The following is a 21,825-nucleotide window of genomic DNA, read 5'->3' as shown; positions in this document are numbered from 1 at the left end:
TGGTTATTCGTAGGACATGATTCTGACCCGCAAAAGCTGTGGTTCGTCAAAAAAGTTGAGGCCATAGTCGGTCTGATCGCCGTTCCACAGGCGTGTGCGGTGCCAGATGCCCTGCGTGTAGTCGCCCTCTTCCACGGAGATCCACATGTGTTGTTTACCTTGCACCATTGAGGAGAAGTCTACGCGGCAGTGCAGACCGGTGACTAGGAACTCGTCCGGGCCCAGGTTGACGATGAGTGCTTCGCCTGCCGGAACCTTATTGCCGGGTGCGGGTTTGTCCGTCCAGAAACTGGGTAGGCCGTAGGATACTGTCGCCTTCCAGGAGGAGTTTCCGAGAACAATGTCTTCGGTATGCCGGACGTGGTCTTCGGCTATTCCCTGAACGCGGCCCTCGCGAATCCACGCTGCAAGCTGGCCGCCGAAGAGCGCGGCGACGCGGTAGTTTTGCTCAAAGGGGTGAAGGGCGTCGGCGTCGATGTGTGCCGCGCCCAGAGGTGCGTTGACATAGCCGGTGGCGTCCATACCGAACGGAGACCAGCCGAAGGCCCCATGGCCAAGTGCGGCGAAGAAGTAGCGAGCGTATTCGGGGCGGTTGCCGATTTCGGGAACGAACAACGCATTTCCGTCGGCCGAGTACTGGCGAAGCACAGCCATATTCTCTTCATAACCCGGCAGGTAGATGTCGGGCTCGATGCCATCCAGGGACGGAGCCACGGCGTGCCAGAGTGTCAGCACATCGAAGGTCGGGCCGCCACTTTCGAAAGACCCAGGACCACCAGGATGGATCGGGTCCCGGAGCGCTGCGTTGACATACATCGGGAGGCCATAAACTGCTTTTCCGGCGGCTGCGACCTGCTGGACGTAGCGGGCGATAGCCCATGCGGAAAAGAATTCTTCCGCGTCCTGGCCGAAGATCTCGGACCAGTTGCCATGAGTTTTGGCCTTGCCCATGCTCTGCAGCACAGCGGCTGGAACGGTCTGGGTGAAGACGGCGTCAGCGGCAGGGGAGTGGTCGCGCATGGAGCCCCACATCCCGGTCTCATTCTCCACCTGGATCAGCAGAACCGTGTGTTGAGGATCTGATTGTTTGAGATGGCGCATTAACGTGGTGAAGGCGCGCTCATCGGCTGCCAGGCTCGCCGTTCCGAAAGGTGACAGGGAGAATACCGGCATTCCGTCTGCCTTGAGAGAGAGCGGAAAGCGGGCGGGATCCCGCTTCACCCATTCGGGAGCGTAGCCGGGGCTGCCATTCTTCCAGGTCCCAAACCACAGCAGCACGAGGTGCTTTTTGTGAGCCCGGGCCTCACGGAGCAACATGTCGATCTGCGCAAAGTCGAATCTGCCTTCCTCAGGCTCGAGCGTCTCCCAGTACACGGGAGCCTCAAGGGTATTCACACCGAGATCGTTGAGGGTGCGCCACACTGCCGGCATCTCGCCCTGCCATGCGGAAGAGTTGTTTACCTGTGCACTCAGCATCAGGAATGGCTTACCTTCGACGATCAGCGCAGGATGGACACCGCTTCTATCGATCCTCGGCAGGTCCCGGTCGGAGGGTCTCTGCGCGAGCGCAGCGAAGCTGAACACGACTGTCGAGAGCAGCAGGGGTGCAACGAATTTCACGCGACCTCACTCGATATGCGTCTTAACGTGCAGATATCGTTCGACCCAGCCAGATACGCCAGGTAAGTTTCGCAATCATAGAGGCCACAACCGATTCGGTCTAGTAACGTACGTGAGGTACTCGGGGTACTATACGTTCGCGTGGCTCTTTCGGAGTTCCATTAGCCCGAGGGCAGTGCTATAAATCGGATACGAAAAACCCCCGGGACTGTGCCGAAGGTCTACCTGGGAACAAACGGACTCGGTATCGTTATCGGAGAACCACAGTCAGCCCCGAAGCAAAACTGATGGCGCTTGTTGAATAGTTGAAACTTCGTGCAGAATCATGCCCGGGGGAGTTTCGAAGAGTTACCAGCTCTTGTAGGCGACTACCTCGGACGCCGAGGCCTTGAAATCGACAATACTGATCCGCACTACGACTTGAAGGTTTTTGTCAGACCAGCCTTGCGGAAGTCGGTCGATGATTAGATGGATGTTGGTCGGACTGCTAATGAGTTCCGCGGACGCGAGCGTTCCATATTGTCCTAGTCCGGCTACGCTGATTAAAGGTGCATCTCCGTTGCGTTGGACAAGGCGCGTAATGATCGCGTAGTCCGCTGTGTCTGGTGGGTCCTTGAGTGTGTTTAGCTGCCACTTGCGTTTCGGATCCAAAGTATCGATGATCTCGTTTCCGCCGCGCATCACGAATTCGAGTTGCTTGGTTAGTTCCAAGGTCATCGAGTTATTGAAGCCGCCAATCAAAACAGACGGATTCTCCCGTAACTCTGCGAAGGATACATCGTTGGGGAAACGCTCTTGGAAGGGTTTCTTCTCTTGGGTGAGAGCAGCCACGATACGCGATACGGCAGCAACATCGCCCAACGCAACAAAACTGTTATAAGCAGGGATCATGTCATCAGCCGAGATCGTCCCACCTTTCTGAAGAGGGACATAAAACTCCTGGCCCGAATTCTTGAGGTTATGCTGTTCCGCGTACCTATCCAGATATTCGAACCGAAATCGGTAAACAGCATTGCTGCCGATAGAAAGAATCACGGGTTTCGTGTTGGCGATCCACGGAGCCCAGAAGGTTCTGAACGCTTTGTTTGAAGAATTGGCGTGGATCAGGGCAAGAGCTCCAATTAACAGGAGAATACAAAGAGCAACTGCGGCCAGGATCGTTCGAACCGATCTTTTACCGGGAGTTCTGCCGATGCGTGGGTCTTCCGTGCGGTCCGTGGCAATGGCTTCAGAATGAATTGCCAGTTCCCGTAGTGGAACCGGCTCTGCGACGACTTGTGCGGTGGGTCCCGGCTCTTTCGCGACAGCGATGGCGGCTGCTTCCGCATTCCGATGAAAGGTCGCTCGATAGCTTCCTGAAGGGATATCAATCTGTACTCGGTGCTGGTCTCGATTCGATTGGTAATATTGCGCGAGTCGCTTCCGCACGTCCGAGACGCGGAGCCGAACAACCGGATCCTCGCTGGTCTCGTAATTGGCGGCCCGCCCGAAGAGTTCGGCGCCGATTACTCTCTCCCGCAGCAGGTTCTCTTCCCCGGCGAGCGTGTGCTCAACGATATAACGAAGCAGACCGCTGCACTGGTTCGAGGTTCGGAAGGACCGACTAGTCAGTATCCGTTTCAGGGCTAAGGCTATCTCCTCTGGAGATATCCCCTCGCTCTTAGGGTCGGTCAGCTCTTCAATAATCACAAGTCACAGCCTCGCAATGCAATCCCCCATCGCGGAAGTATAGTACAGGGCGAATGGGCGGCGTAAGTTATTTATTGTCAACACATTTCTAGGAACGGAACTGTATAGAACATTGAATAACGTCTCGCTGAAGGCGTTTGATTGTGCGCTGTAGAACGTTTCAGGGTGAGGCTGTCATTCAAAATTTCAGACCCACCAATGGAACCATTTCGCAGTGCCTTCATGGAGACCACAATGAAATCTGAATTCAAGAAGAGAGTGACTTGGCCAGGTATATTCAGGGCTTGTGTGCTCGCCAGCTCTCTATTTCTCATCCCGGGCTCAGCGCTGCTCTGCCCCTCAGTTTACGCTCAGGTCATTACCGGCACGCTATCGGGAACCGTCCAAGACAACTCTGGAGCCGTTGTTCCGGATGCCACTGTCGTATTGCGAGACGCCCTGAGTGGGGCGACACGCACCGTGAGTTCTAACCGAGCGGGAACGTTCACCTTTGCGGGCGTGAACTCGGGCGACTACAACATCACGATCACGGCATCGAACTTTAAGACTTTCACCGAGAGTGGTATCCATCTCGATCCGGGCGATAGCCGGACTTTGCCGTCGCTCCTGCTGACGCCTGGTGGGGTCAGCGAATCGGTAACTGTCAGCGCAGACAATAACAATGTTCCGCTTGACTCAGGCGAGCGCAGCGACTTGATTACGGCCGATGATATCAAGCATCTTTCGGTGGAGGGGCGAGATGTCACCGAACTCTTCAAGATTCTGCCGGGTTTTGCCATCGCCAACCAAGGCGTGAGCAACTCGGCCTACGATCCTTCACAGGTGAGCGTGAACGGCGCGCTCGGCAATTATTCGGCCAACGGGAACCCCGTTTCGGGAGTGTACCTCTTATTGGATGGTGCCGACATCACGGATGCGGGCAATTATGGAGCTGCCCTCCAGAACGTGAATTATGACCAGGTTTCCGAAGTGAAGGTCGAGGTTTCGAACTTTGGCGCTGAAGTGGCCAACGGTCCGGTCGTTGTTTCGGCCGTAACCAAGGCGGGCGGAGATCGCTTCCATGGCGAACTGTACGCCTTTGGGCGCGCCCCTCAACTCGATGCCGCCGACGCTCTGGGCAAGGCCACGAGCCAGCCCAAGTCTCCGGATCATGAGGTTTATCCAGGTTTCACTATTGGCGGCCCCGTCTTGATCCCGGGCACCAATTTCAACCACAAGCGTAAGCTTACTTTCTTCGCGGGCGCAGAAGATTACGTTCAGCGCAGTATCTATGCCTATGGCAGCGCTGCGGGTGCTCTGGTCCATGCTTTGGTCCCGACACAGAATATGCGTAATGGTAATTTCAGTTCGACCGAGTTGCAGAACTATCTTGGCCCCGAACTATCCGGCAATAGCGCATACCAAAACATCAGTACCGTGCCGACTTATGCCAAAGACGGCACTTCGATCGCAAATGGGCAAATCCCTTCCTCTTATGCCGATCCGGGTTTCGCCGCGATCTTCAATAGCATGCCCCTGCCGAACAATACGCCCACTCTGGCGAACCCATATAACTGGCAGGCCACCAATTTCATCAACAATGACCTCTGGGAGGCTACGGGACGCGGAGACATCGCAATGTCCGAGAAAAATCATCTTTTCGGGCGCTACACGGTCGAGCGTGGAGCCTCGGGTGTGCCGGGCACGCCTTACTACAACCAAGGCGAGCTCAACACGCCCGGCGGAGGTCTAAGCACAGTCAACTCCGAAAGCGCGGCGGCGAACCTGACGACCATCCTCTCGCCTACGGCCACCAACCAGCTCTTTGGAAGTCTCGCGTATCTTGATGCTGCATTCAGGACTGCGAACCCCGCTGCGTTGACTGCATATCCCTACCAGGGTGCCTATGCCAATGGCCGTCACCCTCTTCCTCAGCTTGGCAATTACGACGATCAGAGCGGTCTACCTCGTCAACTTACGCCGGACTATTCTCTTTCCCCAATTTTCTCCAAGAAGTTCACGCCGCAGGGAGGCGATAATTTCACCAAAGTGTGGGGAACCCATACCGCAATTTTCGGGGTTTTCGTCGAGCGTTTGGTCGCCAATGGCCGCATTACGGGCGCGGCCACTAATGGCTCCCTCAGCGAGTACGGCTTTCCGGTTGCCGGTGCAGCAATCACGGACGTGGACGGTAGTACCGCCATCTCGTCCGGGAATTATGTGGCCAACAACTACCAGGGTTATGTGGGCGGATATTCTCAGCAAAATTTTCTGGCGGCAGATAATCTCTACTTCTGGAATAATGCGTTTTTCGCAACAGATTCCTGGCATATTAAACATCGTTTCACGGTCAATTATGGACTTCGTGTTCATCATCTCGGCCTGTGGAATGACTCCTATAAAAAGGGAGTCGCGCTTTTCGATCCGTCGCTGATTTCTTCCGGATCTGCTGCGACGCCTTTTCCGGGTTTCATCTGGCATGCTTACGATTCGAGCCTTCCGCTTTCCGGGAATAAGTCCGAGCCTTTCTTCGTTGAACCACGATTTGGCGCAGCATGGGATATTCATGGCAATGGCACCACCGTGTTACGCGGAGGTTGGGGAGAGTATCGGGCGCATGATTCACAAGGCGCTGCCGGGAATGCCGTCCAGAACAGCCAATTCATCAACAGTATCAACGAGAGTGGCAACGGAGGACTCTCCCTCAAAGCCGTCAGCAATCTCAATATCAATAACACCGCCGCACCGGCGAACACCAACACAATTGGGCTCACGAGCACTCCCAACGTCTTCTATGGATTAACGAAGGGCGACCGCGAGCAACCCCTCACCGATACATATAGTGTCACGCTGAACCAGCAACTACCGTTGAAGATGAACCTGCTTCTCGGATATGTGGGCAACAACAGCCGATTTCTGCTGAACGACGGCAGCAATCAGACCATTTCACTCGATAACGTGAATGCGATTCCGATCGGCGGACTGTACAGGCCGAACCCAAACAGGGCGAGCCCATGCTATGGACAGGTATTGACGCCGACTGGGATCAACCCCAGCGGGGCTACCTGTGCGACGACGAGCTCATCGGCATCGACCGCCCAGGTCAACAGTTATCGTCCGCTGAACACATCTTCCGTGCAATATGGTGCGATCGATGTGCCGAACCACGTGCTGTTCGCGAATTACAACGGATTGCAGACAGGACTGTCGCGCCAGAGCGGCCACTTTCTCTTCAACGTGAACTACACCTGGAGTCATGCGTTGGGCATACGTGGAGCCGATAACGCCGGAAATCCCGCCGATCCCTTCCATGTGTGGAATAACTATGGTCCGGAGGAATTCGACCGTCGGCAAATCTTCAACGCGTCGTATACCGTCATGGTAGGTAATCCCGTCCACAACAAGTTGATTGGCGCATTCGCAAATGGTTGGGAGGTGTCAGGCATCACCACCATTCAAACTGGGCCAGACATCCCGACGACAACGACCAACCCCGGGTTCGCTGTAAGTGGAAACATTGGCCAGCAGAATTTGCCAAACGGCACCCCGAACCCGAATTACATTGCGATCAGCAATTCGGTCTATCTGGGAACGCCGGACGTGAGCTTGCAGCCCACTCTTATCTGTAATCCCGCTCAGGGGCTCGGCAGCCATCAGTTCATCAATGGCAATTGCTTCCGTACCCCGAACTTGTTGCAAAATGGTCCCTACCGCTACCCGTTCCTTCCTGGTCCAACCTACAAGGACAATGACCTGAGTGCTCAGAAGTCCTTCAAGTTGGGTAAAGAGCAGGCGATTCAATTCCGAATTGCGGCCTTCAACTTCTTGAATTCTCCACTGACGACTTTTAGCGGCGATTTTACGAACCAGTACATGCTCAACGCTACAAACGCTAATGGCACTGCATTCAACCAGGGCGTGGCTGACCCCACACTAGGTTTCGGATCCGCTCCGTACAAGACCGGCAGGCGAATTCTGGAACTTTCTGCGAGATACACGTTCTAGCTCAACCGCACGCGCGGCGAAACTTTGTTTTGCCGCGCGTGTACGGTTGTGACATCCACCCAAGTGGAATCAAGCCGCGTCCTCTTCCATGAGCATCGTGCAGATTCTGGTCGCGGCATTCCGCTCTTCTTAGTCAACATTGGAGCTACTTTTGAGATCATCCCTCAAGGATTCTTGCAGGCTATCCATGCTGCTCCTGGCCGGATTCCTAAGCCTGTCTTCTAGCGCAAATTCACAGCAGATCGAGAAGCGACAAATCGTCGCTGACATGGCGCAAATCGGTCCGCCGGTAGACCGCTTCTTTGACCTCTCTGTAGGTTCTGATTACCCCGGAACGCTCATTCGCAGCGATAGCCAGGCACAACTCAAGATAACAACGGATGAACTTGGTTTTCGCTATATCCGCTTCCATGCGATTTTTCATGATGTTCTGGAGATCGTTCACGTCGAGAATGGCAAGACCACCTATGACTGGACCAAGCTCGATCAACTCTATGACCAGTTGCTCGCAGCGCACATCAAACCCTTCGTCGAACTTGGCTTCACACCCAAGGCGCTGGCGACGTCAAGCAACAAGATCTTTTATTGGCAGGGCAATACCTCGCACCCGGACCCCACGGGTTGGAACAACCTCGTTTCGGCCTTCATCCACCATGTCGAAGAGAAGTATGGGCAGAGGGAAGTGCAGACCTGGCTTTTTGAGGTATGGAACGAACCGAATCTATCGGGCTTCTGGGAAGGCGGAGACCAGCGTGCTTATTTTGAACTCTTCGACCAAACATCTAACACCATTAAACGCATCGATCCGGCACTTCGTGTAGGAGGGCCGGCCACGGCTGGCGCTGACTGGGTTCCGGAATTTCTGGCGCATGTTCAGCAGAGCGGGGCCAAGGTCGATTTCGTGTCGACACACACCTATGGCGTCGATGGAGGGTTTCTTGATGAAAATGGAAAGAGCGATACAAAGCTATCGCCATCCCCAGACGCAATCGTTGGCGATGTGCGTCGAGTTAGAGCTCAAGTCGAAGCTTCTGCTTTTCCGAAGCTGCCGATCTACTTCACAGAGTGGAGTACGAGCTACACGCCCCGAGATGTCATCCATGACTCGTATGTGAGCGCACCCTACATATTGAGCAAGCTGAAGGCGAGTGAGGGCCTCGTGCAAGGGATGAGCTATTGGACTTATACAGACCTATTTGAGGAACCTGGACCGCCTACTGCGGCGTTCGAGGGGGGCTTCGGACTATTGAGCCGTGATGGGATTCGCAAACCCGCGTTCTTTGCCTATAAGTATCTTCATGCCTTGCAGGGAAACACTCTCAGCTCCGGCGATGCGCAATCCATGATCGCCGTGGAAGGGGGCAACATCGCGGCAGTCATATGGGATTTCAAGCAGCCGCAACAGAGTGTTAGCAACCGCTCTTTCTACACAAAACTGCTTCCCGCGGTTCCATCAGAACCTGTCGAATTGCGTGTCGCGCATGGGCTACCGCTCACACAATATCGTTTGAAGTTATTTCGCACGGGATACGACGCCAATGATGCGTATTCCGCATACATCCGAATGGGGGCTCCGAAGGATTTGAATGCTAAGCAGATAGGCGAGTTGAACGAACTAACCCGCGATCAGCCAGAGAAAGAGCAAATCCTCCGTAGTAATCAAAATGGCGAAGTCACGGTAACGGTGCCTATGCGGAGTAACGACGTTGTTCTTGTCGTGTTGACGCGCACGTCTGGAAGGAACTGATCGAAATGTCCCTGTTTATTTTGAAAGTCCCAAGTCTCGATTGCTTCCGCCTATGTTGCACCTCCACAAATCACAAGAAACCTTTGCGTACCTCTTTCTTTCGCTGCCCCTCTGCTTTCCTGTTGGCGACTTTGTTTGCATCCATAGCGTGCCACGGTTTCGCTCAGGCCGTGCATATTCAGACTGACCGTGGTACGGCGACGGTACTGGTGGAACCCTACGCGCCTAATATCGTGCGCGTGAGCCTGAGTTTGCGCAAGGAGGATGCGGTTTCCGCACCTGGTTACGGTATCGTCGCACAGCCACTAGCGTCTGGCTGGTCAATGGCTTCCGGAGAAAAGGGAGACGTCCTGAAGTCTTCCGCACTGACCGTGACGCTGGCGCCACAACCCAAGGGGCCTTGGCCGCAGGCTGAGACTGCCAAATTTTTCTCGGGATCGACTGGTCATGTCGGTCTCTCCATCGCCATGGCAGACGGTAAGCCTTTGCTAAGTATGGACAACTGGGAGATGGCCGTTCCCAGTTACAAGGATGGCACCCACGAGATTGAACACGATCGCCGGTCCATCGATCCTCCGTTCTTCACCGTTGGTGCGAGCTTTGCGGCCGCTGACGATGAGCACGATTATGGACTCGGGCAAAATCAACAGGGATTCTTAGATAGACGCGGCCATGTGATCGAATGCGCCCACGATTACGATGCGCCTTCCGGGCAAAGTGTGTGCGTTCCCTTTCTGGTCACGAACAAAGGCTATGGGCTGATCTGGGATAATCCGTCAAAGACGACCATCTCACTAGGTTTCAATAGTCACAACACCTTCAAAAGCCAAGTGGGGCAACGGGTCAGTTTCTTCGTGATTGCTGGAGACTACGACGCGATCTATCGCGGTTACAGGTTGCTGACCGGCGACGTACCCATGCTTCCCAAGAGTGCCTATGGATATCTCCAGTCCAAGCAGCGTTACCAGACGCAGGCTGAGTTGATGGGAGTGGCGAAAGGCTACCGCGACCGTAAGTTGCCGATCGATGATCTCGTGATTGATTGGTTTACCTACACGAAGATGGGGCAGATGGATATGGATCCTGAAGCGTGGCCTGACCCTGCCGCCATGCTGAAACAGCTTCATGCGATGAACTATCACGTGATGATCAGCGTCTGGCCGCGTTTTGTACCCGGAAGCCGCTATTACGATGAGCTTCAGAAGAATGGCTGGTTCGAGCATCTGGCTGACGGCACACCCACCAACGGACTGCCCTATGACAAGGCCGGTTCCGATATCGACACCACGAATCCCGACGCAGCAAGATGGTACTGGAGCACCATCAAAGAGAATTATGTCGATAAAGGGTTTGACTCCTTCTGGGCCGATGAGACGGAACCTGATCTGCCACCCAACGGTTCCTATTTCAAGATCGGTCCGGGCACGCAGTTTTTCAATGTGTACCCGCTATTCCATACCGCTGCTTTCTACAAGGGCATGCGTGCTGATATGAAGCAACGTGCATTGATTCTGGCTCGCGACAGCTACTTGGGAGCGCAGCATAATGGGACGATCTTCTGGTCCTCGGACATCAGCCCCAACTGGGACACCTTGAGGCGCCAAGTGCCAACCGGCATCAACTTTACCGCGTCCGGCATGCCTTACTGGTCCACCGATATTGGTGGATGGCAGGGGCTTCCGTACTCGCATACACCGGTGCACACGCCGCTTCTGGACCCCAGTGACGCGCGCGATAACGTCGGACGATATGACGATTATCCTGAACTCTATACGCGGTGGTTTGAGTACGGAGCCTTTCAGCCGAACTTCCGTACCCACGGGACTCGGCCGCAGAACGAGGTCTGGAGTTACGGCAAGCAGGCCGAACCAATTCTGGAAAAATACCTACGTCTGCGCTATCAACTGATGCCGTATATCTATTCCCTGGGGTGGCAGGCACATGAGAACGGGGCACCGTTTATGCGCGGTCTTTTCCTCGACTTTCCCGATGACCCGAACGTGTCCGATATCGGAGATGAGTATATGTTCGGGCCAGCGCTGCTGGTGGCTCCAGTGACGGAGCAGGGAGCGACCTCCCGTTCTGTTTATCTGCCGGCAGGTTGCGATTGGTACGACTTCTGGACGAATGAAAGAATCCATGGCGGCCAGCGCATTGTGGCGCAGTCTCCCATAGAAAAGATTCCTGTCTTTGTCCGGGCAGGTTCTATTCTGCCCTTGGGGGCACCGGTCGAGAGTACCAATGAAGTGCAGCGCATTGAGAAAATTCGCGTTTATCCAGGAGTGAGCGCGCACTTTACGCTCTACTCCGACGATGGGACCACGTATGCCTACGAACAGGGCAAGCACGACATCACCGAACTTCATTGGGACGAGGCCGCCAAAAAGCTTTCTCACTCTGGTGCCAAAGCGTGGAACGTTCCTGACTCGGCTGTACTGCAGGTGGTTCAAACACCTGAACAGCAATGAAAATAGGGAATTCGCGGCGGCTTCTGGGGTCGTCGATCAACGAGGGCCTCCATTCGGTAACAGTGAAGGGCTCTGTAGCCTCGATCTTTCATAGGTAGTGGACTGGGAAGGCAAGTATGCAAAACAGTAGTCAATCAAGCCAAGGAATGATCACCCGACGACGGTTCTTTCGCGATGCCTCGGTGACGTCCATCACGTTAGCGCTCCAGCCCCACGTTCAAAAGTTGTTCGGTCAAGAACGGCAAGAGGTGTACCACAACCCCATACTGGGTGGAGATCATCCAGATGCAAGTCCTATCCGAGTTGGCGATGATTTCTATCTCACCCACTCAAGCTTCGACTACGCCCCTGGACTTCTGATCTGGCACTCGCGAGATCTGATTAACTGGCGTCCGATCGCTGCGGCGTTGCTTCGATATTATGGGACTATCTGGGCTCCCTATCTTTGTGAATACGACGGGCATTTCTATATTTACTTCCCGGCGAACAATCGAATTCAAGTGGTCCACGCCGCTCACCCTGCAGGGCCCTGGAGTGAGCCCATCGATCTTGGCCTTGACGCCATTGATCCCGCGCACATCGCTGAGAATGGCCGCCGCTATCTGTATACCAATGGCGGCCAAATGGTCGAACTTGCGCCGGACGGCCTCAGCGTGAAGTCAGCACCACGCACTGTCTTTGCGCCCTGGACCATTCCGCAATCCACACGTATCGAATGTACGTGCCTGGAGGGGCCCAAGATGCTTGCACATAATGGCTACTTCTACCTGAATGTTGCTGAGGGAGGAACGGGCGGCCCTGCTACCAGCCACTCTGTGATCAGTGCCCGAAGCCGTCACGCCGAAGGACCTTGGGAATTCTCTCCCTATAATCCGATTGTGCATACGCAGTCCCGGGAAGATCGCTGGTTGAACTTAGGGCATGGGCGTCTCGTGGATACTGCGCAAGGAAAGTGGTACATGACCGTCCACTCCTATGAGAATGAGTACCGCACCCTGGGACGGCAATTGCTTCTCCTCCCGGTTGAGTGGACTGCCGATGGATGGTTTCGTATTGCACCAGAGATCGCAGCCGATTCAGCCATTCCCATGCCGGTACCTGGCACTAGCCAGCAGGCCTTTGCCGATCCGTCGGACGACTTTGATACACCGAAGCTCGGCCTGCAATGGAGCTTCTGGCATGAGTATGATCCGTCACGTTTCGAGACAGCTAAGCATTACCTCCGGCTTGCTGCTCGCGGCAAGAATCTTCAAGATACCTCTGTTCTGACGAATCCAGTTGGCGGACACTCTTATACGGTAGAGGTCGAGGTTGAGATAGAGACGGGGTGCGAAGCGGGCTTGCTGCTTTTCTATAATCCCGAGCATGCAACCGGTATCACGCTGTCCTCTATAGGTATTCATGTACGCGTTGGAAACGGTCTTACCTTCGATCATCAAAGTTCGGTGCCAAAACGCGCCACGCTACGCATTGTGAACGATCGGGAGGAAGTCGATTTCTACTATCGGTTCGATGGACAGGCGTGGCAGCGTACGGAAGAGTCAGCAGAGATTTCAGGAATGCACCACAACGTTTTGGGTGGTTTTCTCGATGTACGTCCCGCGCTCTGCGCCTGGGGTGCCCAAAGTGCAACATTCAGCAGATTCCGGTATTGGCCGGAGGCCAATCCACCCCAATGATCCCATTGGCTGAAGCGCAACGAGTTTGGAGGTGCTTTGCGAAACCCCGAGAACTATGGCTCATCTGACAATCGCAGCGTGTTTACTAGGGCGGATAGAGCTGCGGGTTGGTTACGGCGGCTGGGGTAGTAGAGAAAATATCCAGGGAATGGCGCACACCAGTCTCTCAGATCTTGAATCAAACGCCACTCTGCAATCAAGCCGGCAAGTGTTTCTTCCATCGCGGTGCCGATTCCTACTCCACTCAGAACAGCCTGGATGACGAGTTCGGGATCATCGAACGGCGCAGGGCCCTGGGGGGCTTACGGTAAGTGCCTTTCGCCCGAATCACTCTACGGAATCAGCAAAGGGCGCAAGCCTTGGCTTTTGATCAGTCCGGTTGGGCCGCTCGTAGACTCCAACGATTGTGGGTGGAACGCATATCGACGGTATCGGCAGACCCTGGCGGAGGCTAGGCGTAAATGCTGCAAAGGACGCAGCGAATCTCTCCTCGCTTCTCAAGCCGGCGGAGCCCAGAATCGACTGCAGTAAGAATGCCCACCCTCCCCCAGAGCAACGCACACAATATCACCCTATATCACCCTATCTTTTTAGGCTAAAAAGTGCCCGACGAATCGGATAAACAATCCTTATTTCGTGTGTGGGGAACAGTGTGGGGAAAGCTGTGGAAAATGAGTTCATCCCCTTTATTTTCAATGCCCGTGAATCCCTGGGCAACCAATACACCCATTTACCGATCTTCCTCGTACCTCTCTGAACATCCTCGCACGCGAGGATGTTCTTGTTTTACAGTGGTTTGCGAGAAATAAGGTGCGATAGGGGCCGAAGGCGTGCGGCTACAGCCAGACTTTTCTGTAGGGAAAGATGTGGGGGTAGGATGAGCCAAAGTGTGGGGAAAGTGAAAGCCCCGCTCTGGAGACCGCTGTGTCGCTCACGATCAAGGAAATCGAGAACGCAAAGCCGAAGGACAAGAAATACAAATTAGCCGATGGTGGCGGCCTGTGTCTTCTCATCCAGCCTTGGGTGGACAGTTCTGGCTTTGGCGGTATCGGTTCGATGGAGCCGAGAAGAACATAATGTTTGGAGAGTACCCGCTCGTTGGCGCGAAATCATCAGAGCTTCATCAGCAAGTTTTTTGGTGATTCGATCGCCGCGATACTGCTTGAACGATGCACTGCTTCAGTCTGGATGACCGAGCACCTTGAAGAGCATCACACTGTAACCGTAAACAACGTCCTCTGCGCCATGCATTTCAAGCAAGGTCCAACGCTGGACGCTACATTCGGTCTGGCGCTCCTCTGGTGCAGCGGCAGGAAAGAGCCTCCCTTTGTCCTGAGACCGTGAGGGGCTTGAGGGGAGAATAGAAACCCTTGATTCCATTGTCTGTTCGACCGAGGCGAGACATCAATATTTTCCGGTGATGGATGCAGTTAATTTATAGAGGGAATGCCGATCGCTTTGTTATGCAGCTTTTCTCGTAAGAAGCCGAACTTCCTGAACGTTCACTGAAGAGCGTTTGATAGTAAATTTGTGCCCTTGTTACGTTGCCACACTCACGGCAAGCCTAACTTTAGAAAAGATCCTGTGGATCATGAAAGTCGTGAGGTCAGCTTTAATGCGGTTATTGGCGGCGGTTCTCTTATCTACTATTTTCTCGGGAATAATAGCTTCAGCACAGGGTGCGGGTAACAACGCTGAGCAGCTAAAGGGTGAATCCCTGCGCCATGTTCAGACGATTACTCTTCCTGCGACGATTAAAGGAAATTTTGACCACTTCGGTATCGATCTGAAGAGAAACCGGCTGTTCGCTACACCGGAAGATTTCAAGGCCGTGCTGGTCTTCGATCTAGCTCAGGGGACATTGGTTCACCAGATCAGCGGAATCGAGCGTCCGCATGCAGTGCTGTACCGCGAAGATACCGACCGTCTTTATGTGACGGATGGCGGCGATGGCAGCGTGAAGGTATACGACGGTGAAAGCTATAAGCTGATCGCCAGAATCCCTCTTCTTAAGGACGCGGATTCGATCGGCTATGATCTTTCGCGGAAGTATCTGTATGTCGACAATGGTGGTGAGGATGTTCATCAGACCTATTCGATGTTCAGCGTGATCGACACGAGCAGCAATAAGAAGCTCACAGACGTCAAGATCGACGGCGATACGCTCGAAGCCATGGCGCTGGATACCTACAGGCCACGCATCTACATCAATGACAAGGCAAAGAACACAGTCGTTGTTTTCGACCGGTTCAAAAACACCACCGTTGCGACGTGGCCCATCACAATGGGCAAGGTCAATGTCACGATGGCCCTCGACGAACAGCGGCAGCGTCTCTTTGTGGGATGCCGGGACGGTAAGCTGGTTGTTCTCGATACCAATACGGGCAAGGAGCTGCAAAGCCTTCCCATTACGTCCGGTGTCGATGACACGATCTACGATCCGAAGAGCAAGAGGATCTATGCGATCGGTGGCGGCGCTGTGGACGTCTATGACCAGATCAGCATGGATAAGTATGTATCCCGCGGCAGTATCTCCACTGATTCGAAGGCAAAAACGGGGCGGTTTGTTCCGCAGCTGAATCGGCTCTTCATCGCTGCGCCGCAGGATGGTACGAAGAGTGCGCGCGTGGAGATCTTCGAGCCGATGAACACTGGCTCAGGTGATGTACGTGGACCAGAGCCGCAGGAGCCTGTGAATGCACCTGTCGCCGAAAAATTGATTCTCAATATATTGTCGAGCCATCCTTACCTGCGCAAGATCGGGTTGCATGTGATTCCTCCTGGCCAAAGCACGATGATTCTTATCGCGAATGGCAATGCAACCAGGCTCGGCATTCATAGTTCGCCGGGAGACTTTGCTGCGGTGAAGGACGGTAAGACGTATGGTCCTCATATCGCTGACGGCGGCTTCTACAACATGAAGATGCAGATGTTCGATGCGGCGGGGCGCCGTATTGGAATTCTCGTCATGGAAATTCCAGATACGACAGCGACCAGTCAGGAAGATGCCGCGCTCCGGGCAGAGGCCATTCGCAAGGAGCTTTCTGCCAAGATTCCAAGTCTGGAGTGGCTCTTCCAGCACAAATAGCGATCTCTAAGTCTGCACATCCTGAACAACTTATTGCTTGCAGGGCAGGGGAGCATCCGCGCAGTAGCATGCGCGGATACGCCCCCTCATGCTCTGATCCAGGCAGTCCAATTCGAATCTGAAGATTCGATGAGTTGGGATTCAGGAAAATTCAATCGCAGCGCAACGTTCCTGCAGAGACACTTCGTTTCACTGAAACTGTCAGCCCCTACCTTTTTCTTTAATTGGAGATCCCTTGAAATCCCCTCGAATGCAACAACTCGTCTGGCTCCTTCTCCTCTTGGTCTGCATCATTTCACCTGCGACTGCGCAGATTGACCGAACCGAACTTAATGGCACAGTGAGCGATCCATCGGGTGCCATGCTTTCCGGTGTGACGGTTACGATTCGGCAGGAGGGGACGAATCAGGAGCGAGTAGTCATCTCCGATAAGCAGGGCCAGTTCGTCGCCTCCTCACTTCCTATTGGCAGATTCACAGTGATGTTCGTTCATGACGGCTTTAATGATCTTCGCATTGCCGATGTCGATCTCCATTCCGGTGACGTGCGCACTATCAACGCAAAGATGAAGGTCGGCGCTGTCTCACAGACCGTACAGGTTGAAGGTGACCGGGGCGGCGCGTTGCTGAACAAAAGCGATGCGACCCTGGGGGGAACGATCCAGTCCGTACAGGTTGCAGAGTTGCCGTTGAACGGACGTAATCTCACTACGCTTGAGTTATTGGCTCCAGGTGCTATTGATGCAGGTTCCGGACAGCAGTCCTCGATCCGTTTTGCGGGAAATGGAACCGATGACAATAACTTCCGTCTGGATGGAGTGGACGCCAGTGGTGTCTTTCATGCATCGCTCAAGTCGGCGTTGAGGCTGCAGTTTTCGACGGAATCGATTGCGGAGTTCAAGGTGGATACCGCTGGATATACCGCCGATACAGGTGGTTCTGCGGGCGGCCAGGTCAGCCTGATCTCCAAGACAGGGACCGATGTCCTCCATGGCAGCATCTTCGATTACCTGCGCAACAGCTCTTTCGATGCGCTTTCGCCGATCAAGACTACGATTCATCCTGGCTTTCATCTGAATCAGTTCGGCGGCAACGTCGGCGGCCCAATCATCAAGGATCGAACATTCTTCTTCGTCAACTATGAGGGCTTTCGGCAGCAGCTTGGTGGTGTGCCGCAGACCGGATTTGTTCCCAGCCCTGCGTATCGCGCTCAGGTTGCAGCGCAGCAGCCCTCGCTTGCCTTTATCGTCAATGCCTATCCTGAAGGGCAGGCTCCTACGTCCGATCCGAATGTATTCACCTTTACCGGCGTAGTCCCGAGCCCCAATATCGAGAATTCGGGTACGGTTCGCTTGGATCATCGTATCTCCGACAAGGACTCCGGATACATTCGCTACAACATTGATGATGGATCTTCAACTAGTGCTCTGAATGCGCTGGCCCAGGGCATCACCGTAAATGCGAGGACCCAGAACTTCGTTCTTGAAGAGACGCATATCTTCAACGAACACTCGATCAACGAGTTTCAGCTAGGGCTCAACCGCAATACCTACATTCAGTTTCAACAGACTGGCTTGCCCTTCAATTTTTCGATCACCGGGTTCACTGGTCTCTCCGAAAACTACTCCAAGGAACAGGTTGGTCAGTCATACAGCGTGAACGACACCGTGACCTGGACCAGAGGGAAGCACACGGTCAAGTTCGGCGCGGAGTACAAACTCCCCTGGTTCAACGAGCAGAACTCAGTCGACGGCACTGCGAGCTTCCTGAATGAATCGACGTTTCTGCAAAATCAGCTCGTAAGCTTTCTGACAACGGCAGCTCTGCCGGATAAGGGAATGCGCAAGACACATGTGGGAGCTTACGTTCAGGATCAGTGGAAGATGAGCCAGAATCTCACGGTGAACTTCGGTCTGCGCTACAACTTCTTCTCGCCCTTCAAGGAAAACCATAACAGCGAAGATCCGTTCGATATCGCAAACTGCGGAGGATACTGTGGTATCGGAACGCCTTTTTATCACACGAATTACCTCAGCTTCGACCCGCGTTTCTCCGTGGCCTATGCCCCGGATGAGTTTCACGGGAAGACCGTTATCCGGGCTGGTTATGGCATCTATCACGGAGAGGTGCAGTTGGGAGATGAGGACAGCCCTGTCGTCAACGTCGAACCTTCAACCTTGTTGACCAGCGGCATCCAGTCGAACGGAACAACGGTGCAGTATTCCTATCCGGTGGCTCCTTCATTAACTCCTTCCACTGGACTCGCACTGACTCCACGTTCCATGTCATTGAACCATCCGGACTCTTATGTGGAACAGTGGACGGCATCCATCCAGCAGGCTCTTGCTGGACAGACGGCCTTGACTCTCACGTATCTTGGGTCGCATGGCGTTCATCTCTTCCGCCGTAGCTATACCAACCTCATTAATCCCGCAACGAATACACGTCCCTTGCCACAGTATCCAAGCGAGATCGATACGAAGTTCAACGAGGGCTCGTCGAACTTCAACGCTCTGCAGGTGAGCGTCAACCGCCGGTTCCACAATGGCTTCTTCCTCTCCGGGAATTACATGTACTCGCATGCTCTGGACGATGGGTCCGTGGGTGCGGGCGATGCTGATGCCCCGGAGAATATCGCGTGCTTCCGCTGTGACTACTCAAGCTCGGACTTCGATTCGCGTCATAGCGGAACGGTAAGCGCCGTCTATGATCTGCCCTTCGGCCATGGACAACGTTATCTCAACGTGGGGAAGACGGCCGATCTGTTTGTCGGAGGATGGTCGGTCAATACTCTGCTGCTTGCACGTGCAGGCTTTCCCATCAACGTCACGCTGAACCGCAATGCCGCAGAGTTGCCGGACGGTAACAATGTAGACCAGCGGCCAAACCGTGTACCTGGCGTGCCGATCTATCTAGCTTTTCGCAGCATCGCTCATTGGCTCAATCCAGCAGCCTTCAGCCTTCCTGCTGTTGGGTCCTTTGGCAATCTGGGAAAGAACATCGCGACAGGGCCTCCACTCTGGCAGGACGATGCCAGCATCGAAAAGACCTTTCGTGTGACCAAACGGAATAATGTCATCTTCCGGGCGGAAGCCTTCAACATCTTCAATCGTGCCCAGTATGGCTCCCCGGCATCGACGATGAGCGTAACGACGACTCCGCCACCGCCGACGGCTCCTCCTGGAACGCAGCCCAAACGTGTGCTTACGGTTCCCCAGAGTTTTGGCGCCATCACTTCGGTGGTGAATAGCGGTGGTCTTGTCGGGACGGGAACGCCGCGCGTTCTTGAGTTTTCCCTGCGTCTTAGCTATTAACTCCCGTTTCATATCTCAATCCCCGCTGACGTCCTTTGAGGATGTCAGCGGGGATTGATTTAAGCCCATCTTTCAATCGAACCTTCAGGGAAAATTCAGGTGGCATGGCTACAGTAAAGATTTGTAGCTGTCACCATGCGAATCCTGGTCGTCGAAGATGATCGTAAGATGGCGTTGGTTCTCCGGGATGCACTCGAGAAGCAATCGCACCGTATCGTGTTGGCGAACACGGGGTTAGAGGGACTGGATATTGCGTCCAGCCATGAGTTCGAGTCGATCATCCTGGATGCGATGCTTCCCGGTATGGACGGCTTCACCGTGGCCAGATCCCTTCGTGACGCAAAGGTGTCGACTCCGATTCTGATGCTTACCGCGCGAGATGCAACGAGCGACGTGGTTCGCGGGCTGGATAGCGGTGTCGACGACTACCTGACCAAACCCTTTGCCTTTGCAGAGCTGTTTGCCCGGCTGCGGGCACTGGGGCGGCGCACCCTGGCAACAGCTTCGCTGTCGTATCAGCTTGAGGATCTCTGCCTTGATCCGCACACTCATATAGCGTCACGTTCCGGACGCGCGATTATGCTGACCCGGACAGAATTTCTTCTGCTTGAGTTCATGATGCGGAATCCTCATACCGTACTCCGGCGCGAGGCGATCATCAATGCTGTCTGGGGATACGAGCATACCGTCGAGAACAATACCTTGGATGCCTTTATGAAGCAGCTTCGCTCGAAGGTAGACGAAGGGCACGGCAACAAGCTTATTCATACGGTCCGGGGATTTGGTTACAAGCTCACGTCGAGTAAACCTGTATGAAGATCTCAATTCGTGTACGTCTGACGCTGTGGTATTCGGTCATTGTGGCGTTGATCGTCGTATCCCTTGGGCTGGGCATATTCTTTGGCGCTTCCTGGGGGTTGCGGAGGATTGCAGATCAGGAGCTTACCTCCGGGATTGATGGTGTTGCGACATTTCTGAACCATAAGCTTGCTATTCATGAAATGAATAATCTTGGCGAGGAATTGCGAGAGCACTCCGCCCTCTTGCCACGCGGCAAAATGTTCAGAGTCAGCAATCCTGACGGTTCGGTGGTGTATCAGCCGGATGCTATGGCAGTTGTGCCCTCTCTGCATTCACAAGCAGATCAAACCCTGAAACAGAGTGTCTCGATCGGTGGCAGGTCGTTTCGTACGATTGGCAGACTGGCCCAGGTAGGTTCCTATACCTTTGGGATACAGGTCGCCGTGGATCAGACGGAATATGCGAGGTTGATGGAAGGCCTCGACTGGCTTCTTATCCTAAGTATTCCTGCCGCCGGTCTGCTTGCTGCTTGTGCGGGCTATTGGATGAGTGGCAGAGCCCTCTCTCCTATTCACCAAATTACTGAAGCCACGCACTCGATTGATGCGGGAAGCCTGTCGAAGCGTCTCCCCCTGCGGGGAACGCAGGATGAGTTGGATCGTCTCTCCAATACGATCAATCACATGCTGGATCGCATTGCCGTGTCCTATGAGCGAATCGCGCAGTTCACCGCGGATGCGTCTCATGAGCTGCGTACTCCGGTGGCCCTCATCCGCTCCAATGCCGAACTGCTCCTCATGAGTCCTACGGACAACCAGCGCACGGCCGAAGGCCTCTCCGATATTCTGCTCGAGAGCGAATACATGGCACGGCTTATTGGGGATCTTCTCACCCTTGCAAGGGGCAGCGGTAGCGATAAGTCCATCCCAATGGAGTTATTCGAACTGGGAGAATCAATCGATGCTGTAATCGCTCGTGCCCGGTCCCTGGCGGAGACAAAAAAAATAACTCTGGCCTATCGCGCAGAAACGCAGATTGTGCCTATCAGAGGGAATAGAGACATCTTCGAACGTCTATTGATGATCTTTATCGACAATGCGGTACGTTACACCCCCCAGGAGGGGCACATCGAATTAACGGAATGGGTGTCTAACGATTTGTGTGGATTCATCGTTCGAGATACTGGCATCGGTATTGCCGCCGCAAACCATCAACGAATTTTTGAGCGATTTTTTCGGGTGGATACTGCTCGTACGCCGCGAGATGGCGGGTTTGGGTTAGGACTTTCTATTGCGAAGAGCCTGGTGGGGATGCATGGAGGAACGATCAGGGTAGATAGCGAACTCGGCGAGGGAGCGGCTTTTGAAGTCGCATTTCCTCGGGCAGATCTTAAAAAGGTGCTGATGGACAGCGCCCAAGGGGCACGCCTCTAACGA

At 54.2% G+C, this 21,825-nt stretch carries 12 protein-coding genes; 9 read left to right on the top strand and 3 right to left on the bottom strand.

What is annotated here, in order from left to right; genetic code table 11:
- Nucleotides 1-3: 3 nt before the first annotated feature.
- The gene (locus tag ACIX8_RS17820; RefSeq protein WP_014266771.1) at nt 4-1,620 is read right to left on the bottom strand and encodes a DUF5597 domain-containing protein; all 1,617 of its coding nucleotides are present in this window, start codon (nt 1,618-1,620) and stop codon (nt 4-6) included.
- A gap of 348 nt (nt 1,621-1,968) precedes the next feature.
- The gene (locus ACIX8_RS17815; RefSeq protein WP_014266770.1) at nt 1,969-3,309 is read right to left on the bottom strand and encodes a hypothetical protein; all 1,341 of its coding nucleotides are present in this window, start codon (nt 3,307-3,309) and stop codon (nt 1,969-1,971) included.
- Between the two features lie 234 nt (nt 3,310-3,543).
- On the opposite strand from ACIX8_RS17815, the gene ACIX8_RS17810 reads away from it, so the two are divergent.
- The 4 genes from ACIX8_RS17810 (at nt 3,544) to ACIX8_RS17795 (ending at nt 13,187) form a co-directional block, all read left to right on the top strand.
- Nucleotides 3,544-7,293, top strand: a complete 3,750-nt coding sequence (locus ACIX8_RS17810) for a TonB-dependent receptor (RefSeq protein ID WP_014266769.1) — start codon at nt 3,544-3,546, stop codon at nt 7,291-7,293.
- Nucleotides 7,294-7,480: 187 nt separating this feature from the next.
- The gene (locus ACIX8_RS17805) at nt 7,481-9,040 is read left to right on the top strand and encodes a GH39 family glycosyl hydrolase (protein ID WP_014266768.1); all 1,560 of its coding nucleotides are present in this window, start codon (nt 7,481-7,483) and stop codon (nt 9,038-9,040) included.
- 5 nt (nt 9,041-9,045) lie between these two features.
- The gene (locus ACIX8_RS17800) at nt 9,046-11,508 is read left to right on the top strand and encodes a glycoside hydrolase family 31 protein (protein WP_014266767.1); all 2,463 of its coding nucleotides are present in this window, start codon (nt 9,046-9,048) and stop codon (nt 11,506-11,508) included.
- A gap of 146 nt (nt 11,509-11,654) precedes the next feature.
- Nucleotides 11,655-13,187, top strand: a complete 1,533-nt coding sequence (locus ACIX8_RS17795) for a family 43 glycosylhydrolase (RefSeq protein WP_052310648.1) — start codon at nt 11,655-11,657, stop codon at nt 13,185-13,187.
- Between the two features lie 53 nt (nt 13,188-13,240).
- Here the strand turns inward: ACIX8_RS17795 and ACIX8_RS25345 are convergent, their stop codons facing one another.
- Nucleotides 13,241-13,435 carry a hypothetical protein gene (locus tag ACIX8_RS25345; RefSeq protein ID WP_396248615.1) on the bottom strand — a complete coding sequence of 65 codons (195 nt, stop codon included), beginning with the start codon at nt 13,433-13,435 and terminating at the stop codon, nt 13,241-13,243.
- A 676-nt stretch (nt 13,436-14,111) separates the two neighbouring features.
- Here ACIX8_RS25345 and ACIX8_RS26000 point away from each other — a divergent pair.
- The 5 genes from ACIX8_RS26000 to ACIX8_RS17770 all read left to right on the top strand — a co-directional run bounded on the left by ACIX8_RS26000 (nt 14,112) and on the right by ACIX8_RS17770 (nt 21,822).
- Nucleotides 14,112-14,264 carry a hypothetical protein gene (locus tag ACIX8_RS26000; RefSeq protein WP_190273692.1) on the top strand — a complete coding sequence of 51 codons (153 nt, stop codon included), beginning with the start codon at nt 14,112-14,114 and terminating at the stop codon, nt 14,262-14,264.
- Nucleotides 14,265-14,787: 523 nt separating this feature from the next.
- The gene (locus ACIX8_RS17785; protein ID WP_150110655.1) at nt 14,788-16,275 is read left to right on the top strand and encodes a YncE family protein; all 1,488 of its coding nucleotides are present in this window, start codon (nt 14,788-14,790) and stop codon (nt 16,273-16,275) included.
- 235 nt (nt 16,276-16,510) lie between these two features.
- Entirely contained in the window at nt 16,511-19,588 is a 3,078-nt protein-coding gene (locus ACIX8_RS17780; protein ID WP_223295374.1) for a TonB-dependent receptor, read from the top strand.
- A gap of 135 nt (nt 19,589-19,723) precedes the next feature.
- A complete protein-coding gene (locus ACIX8_RS17775; protein WP_014266762.1) occupies nt 19,724-20,404 on the top strand; it encodes a response regulator transcription factor in 681 nt (226 codons plus the stop codon).
- The gene (locus tag ACIX8_RS17770) at nt 20,401-21,822 is read left to right on the top strand and encodes a sensor histidine kinase (protein WP_014266761.1); all 1,422 of its coding nucleotides are present in this window, start codon (nt 20,401-20,403) and stop codon (nt 21,820-21,822) included. The genes ACIX8_RS17775 and ACIX8_RS17770 overlap by 4 nt, the downstream gene beginning before the upstream one ends.
- Nucleotides 21,823-21,825: the final 3 nt, after the last annotated feature.

This window comes from Granulicella mallensis MP5ACTX8 (assembly GCF_000178955.2).
Lineage (GTDB): Bacteria > Acidobacteriota > Terriglobia > Terriglobales > Acidobacteriaceae > Granulicella > Granulicella mallensis.
The sequence above is the reverse complement of the archived record's forward strand: the minus strand, read 5'-3'. Positions and strand labels throughout refer to the sequence as shown.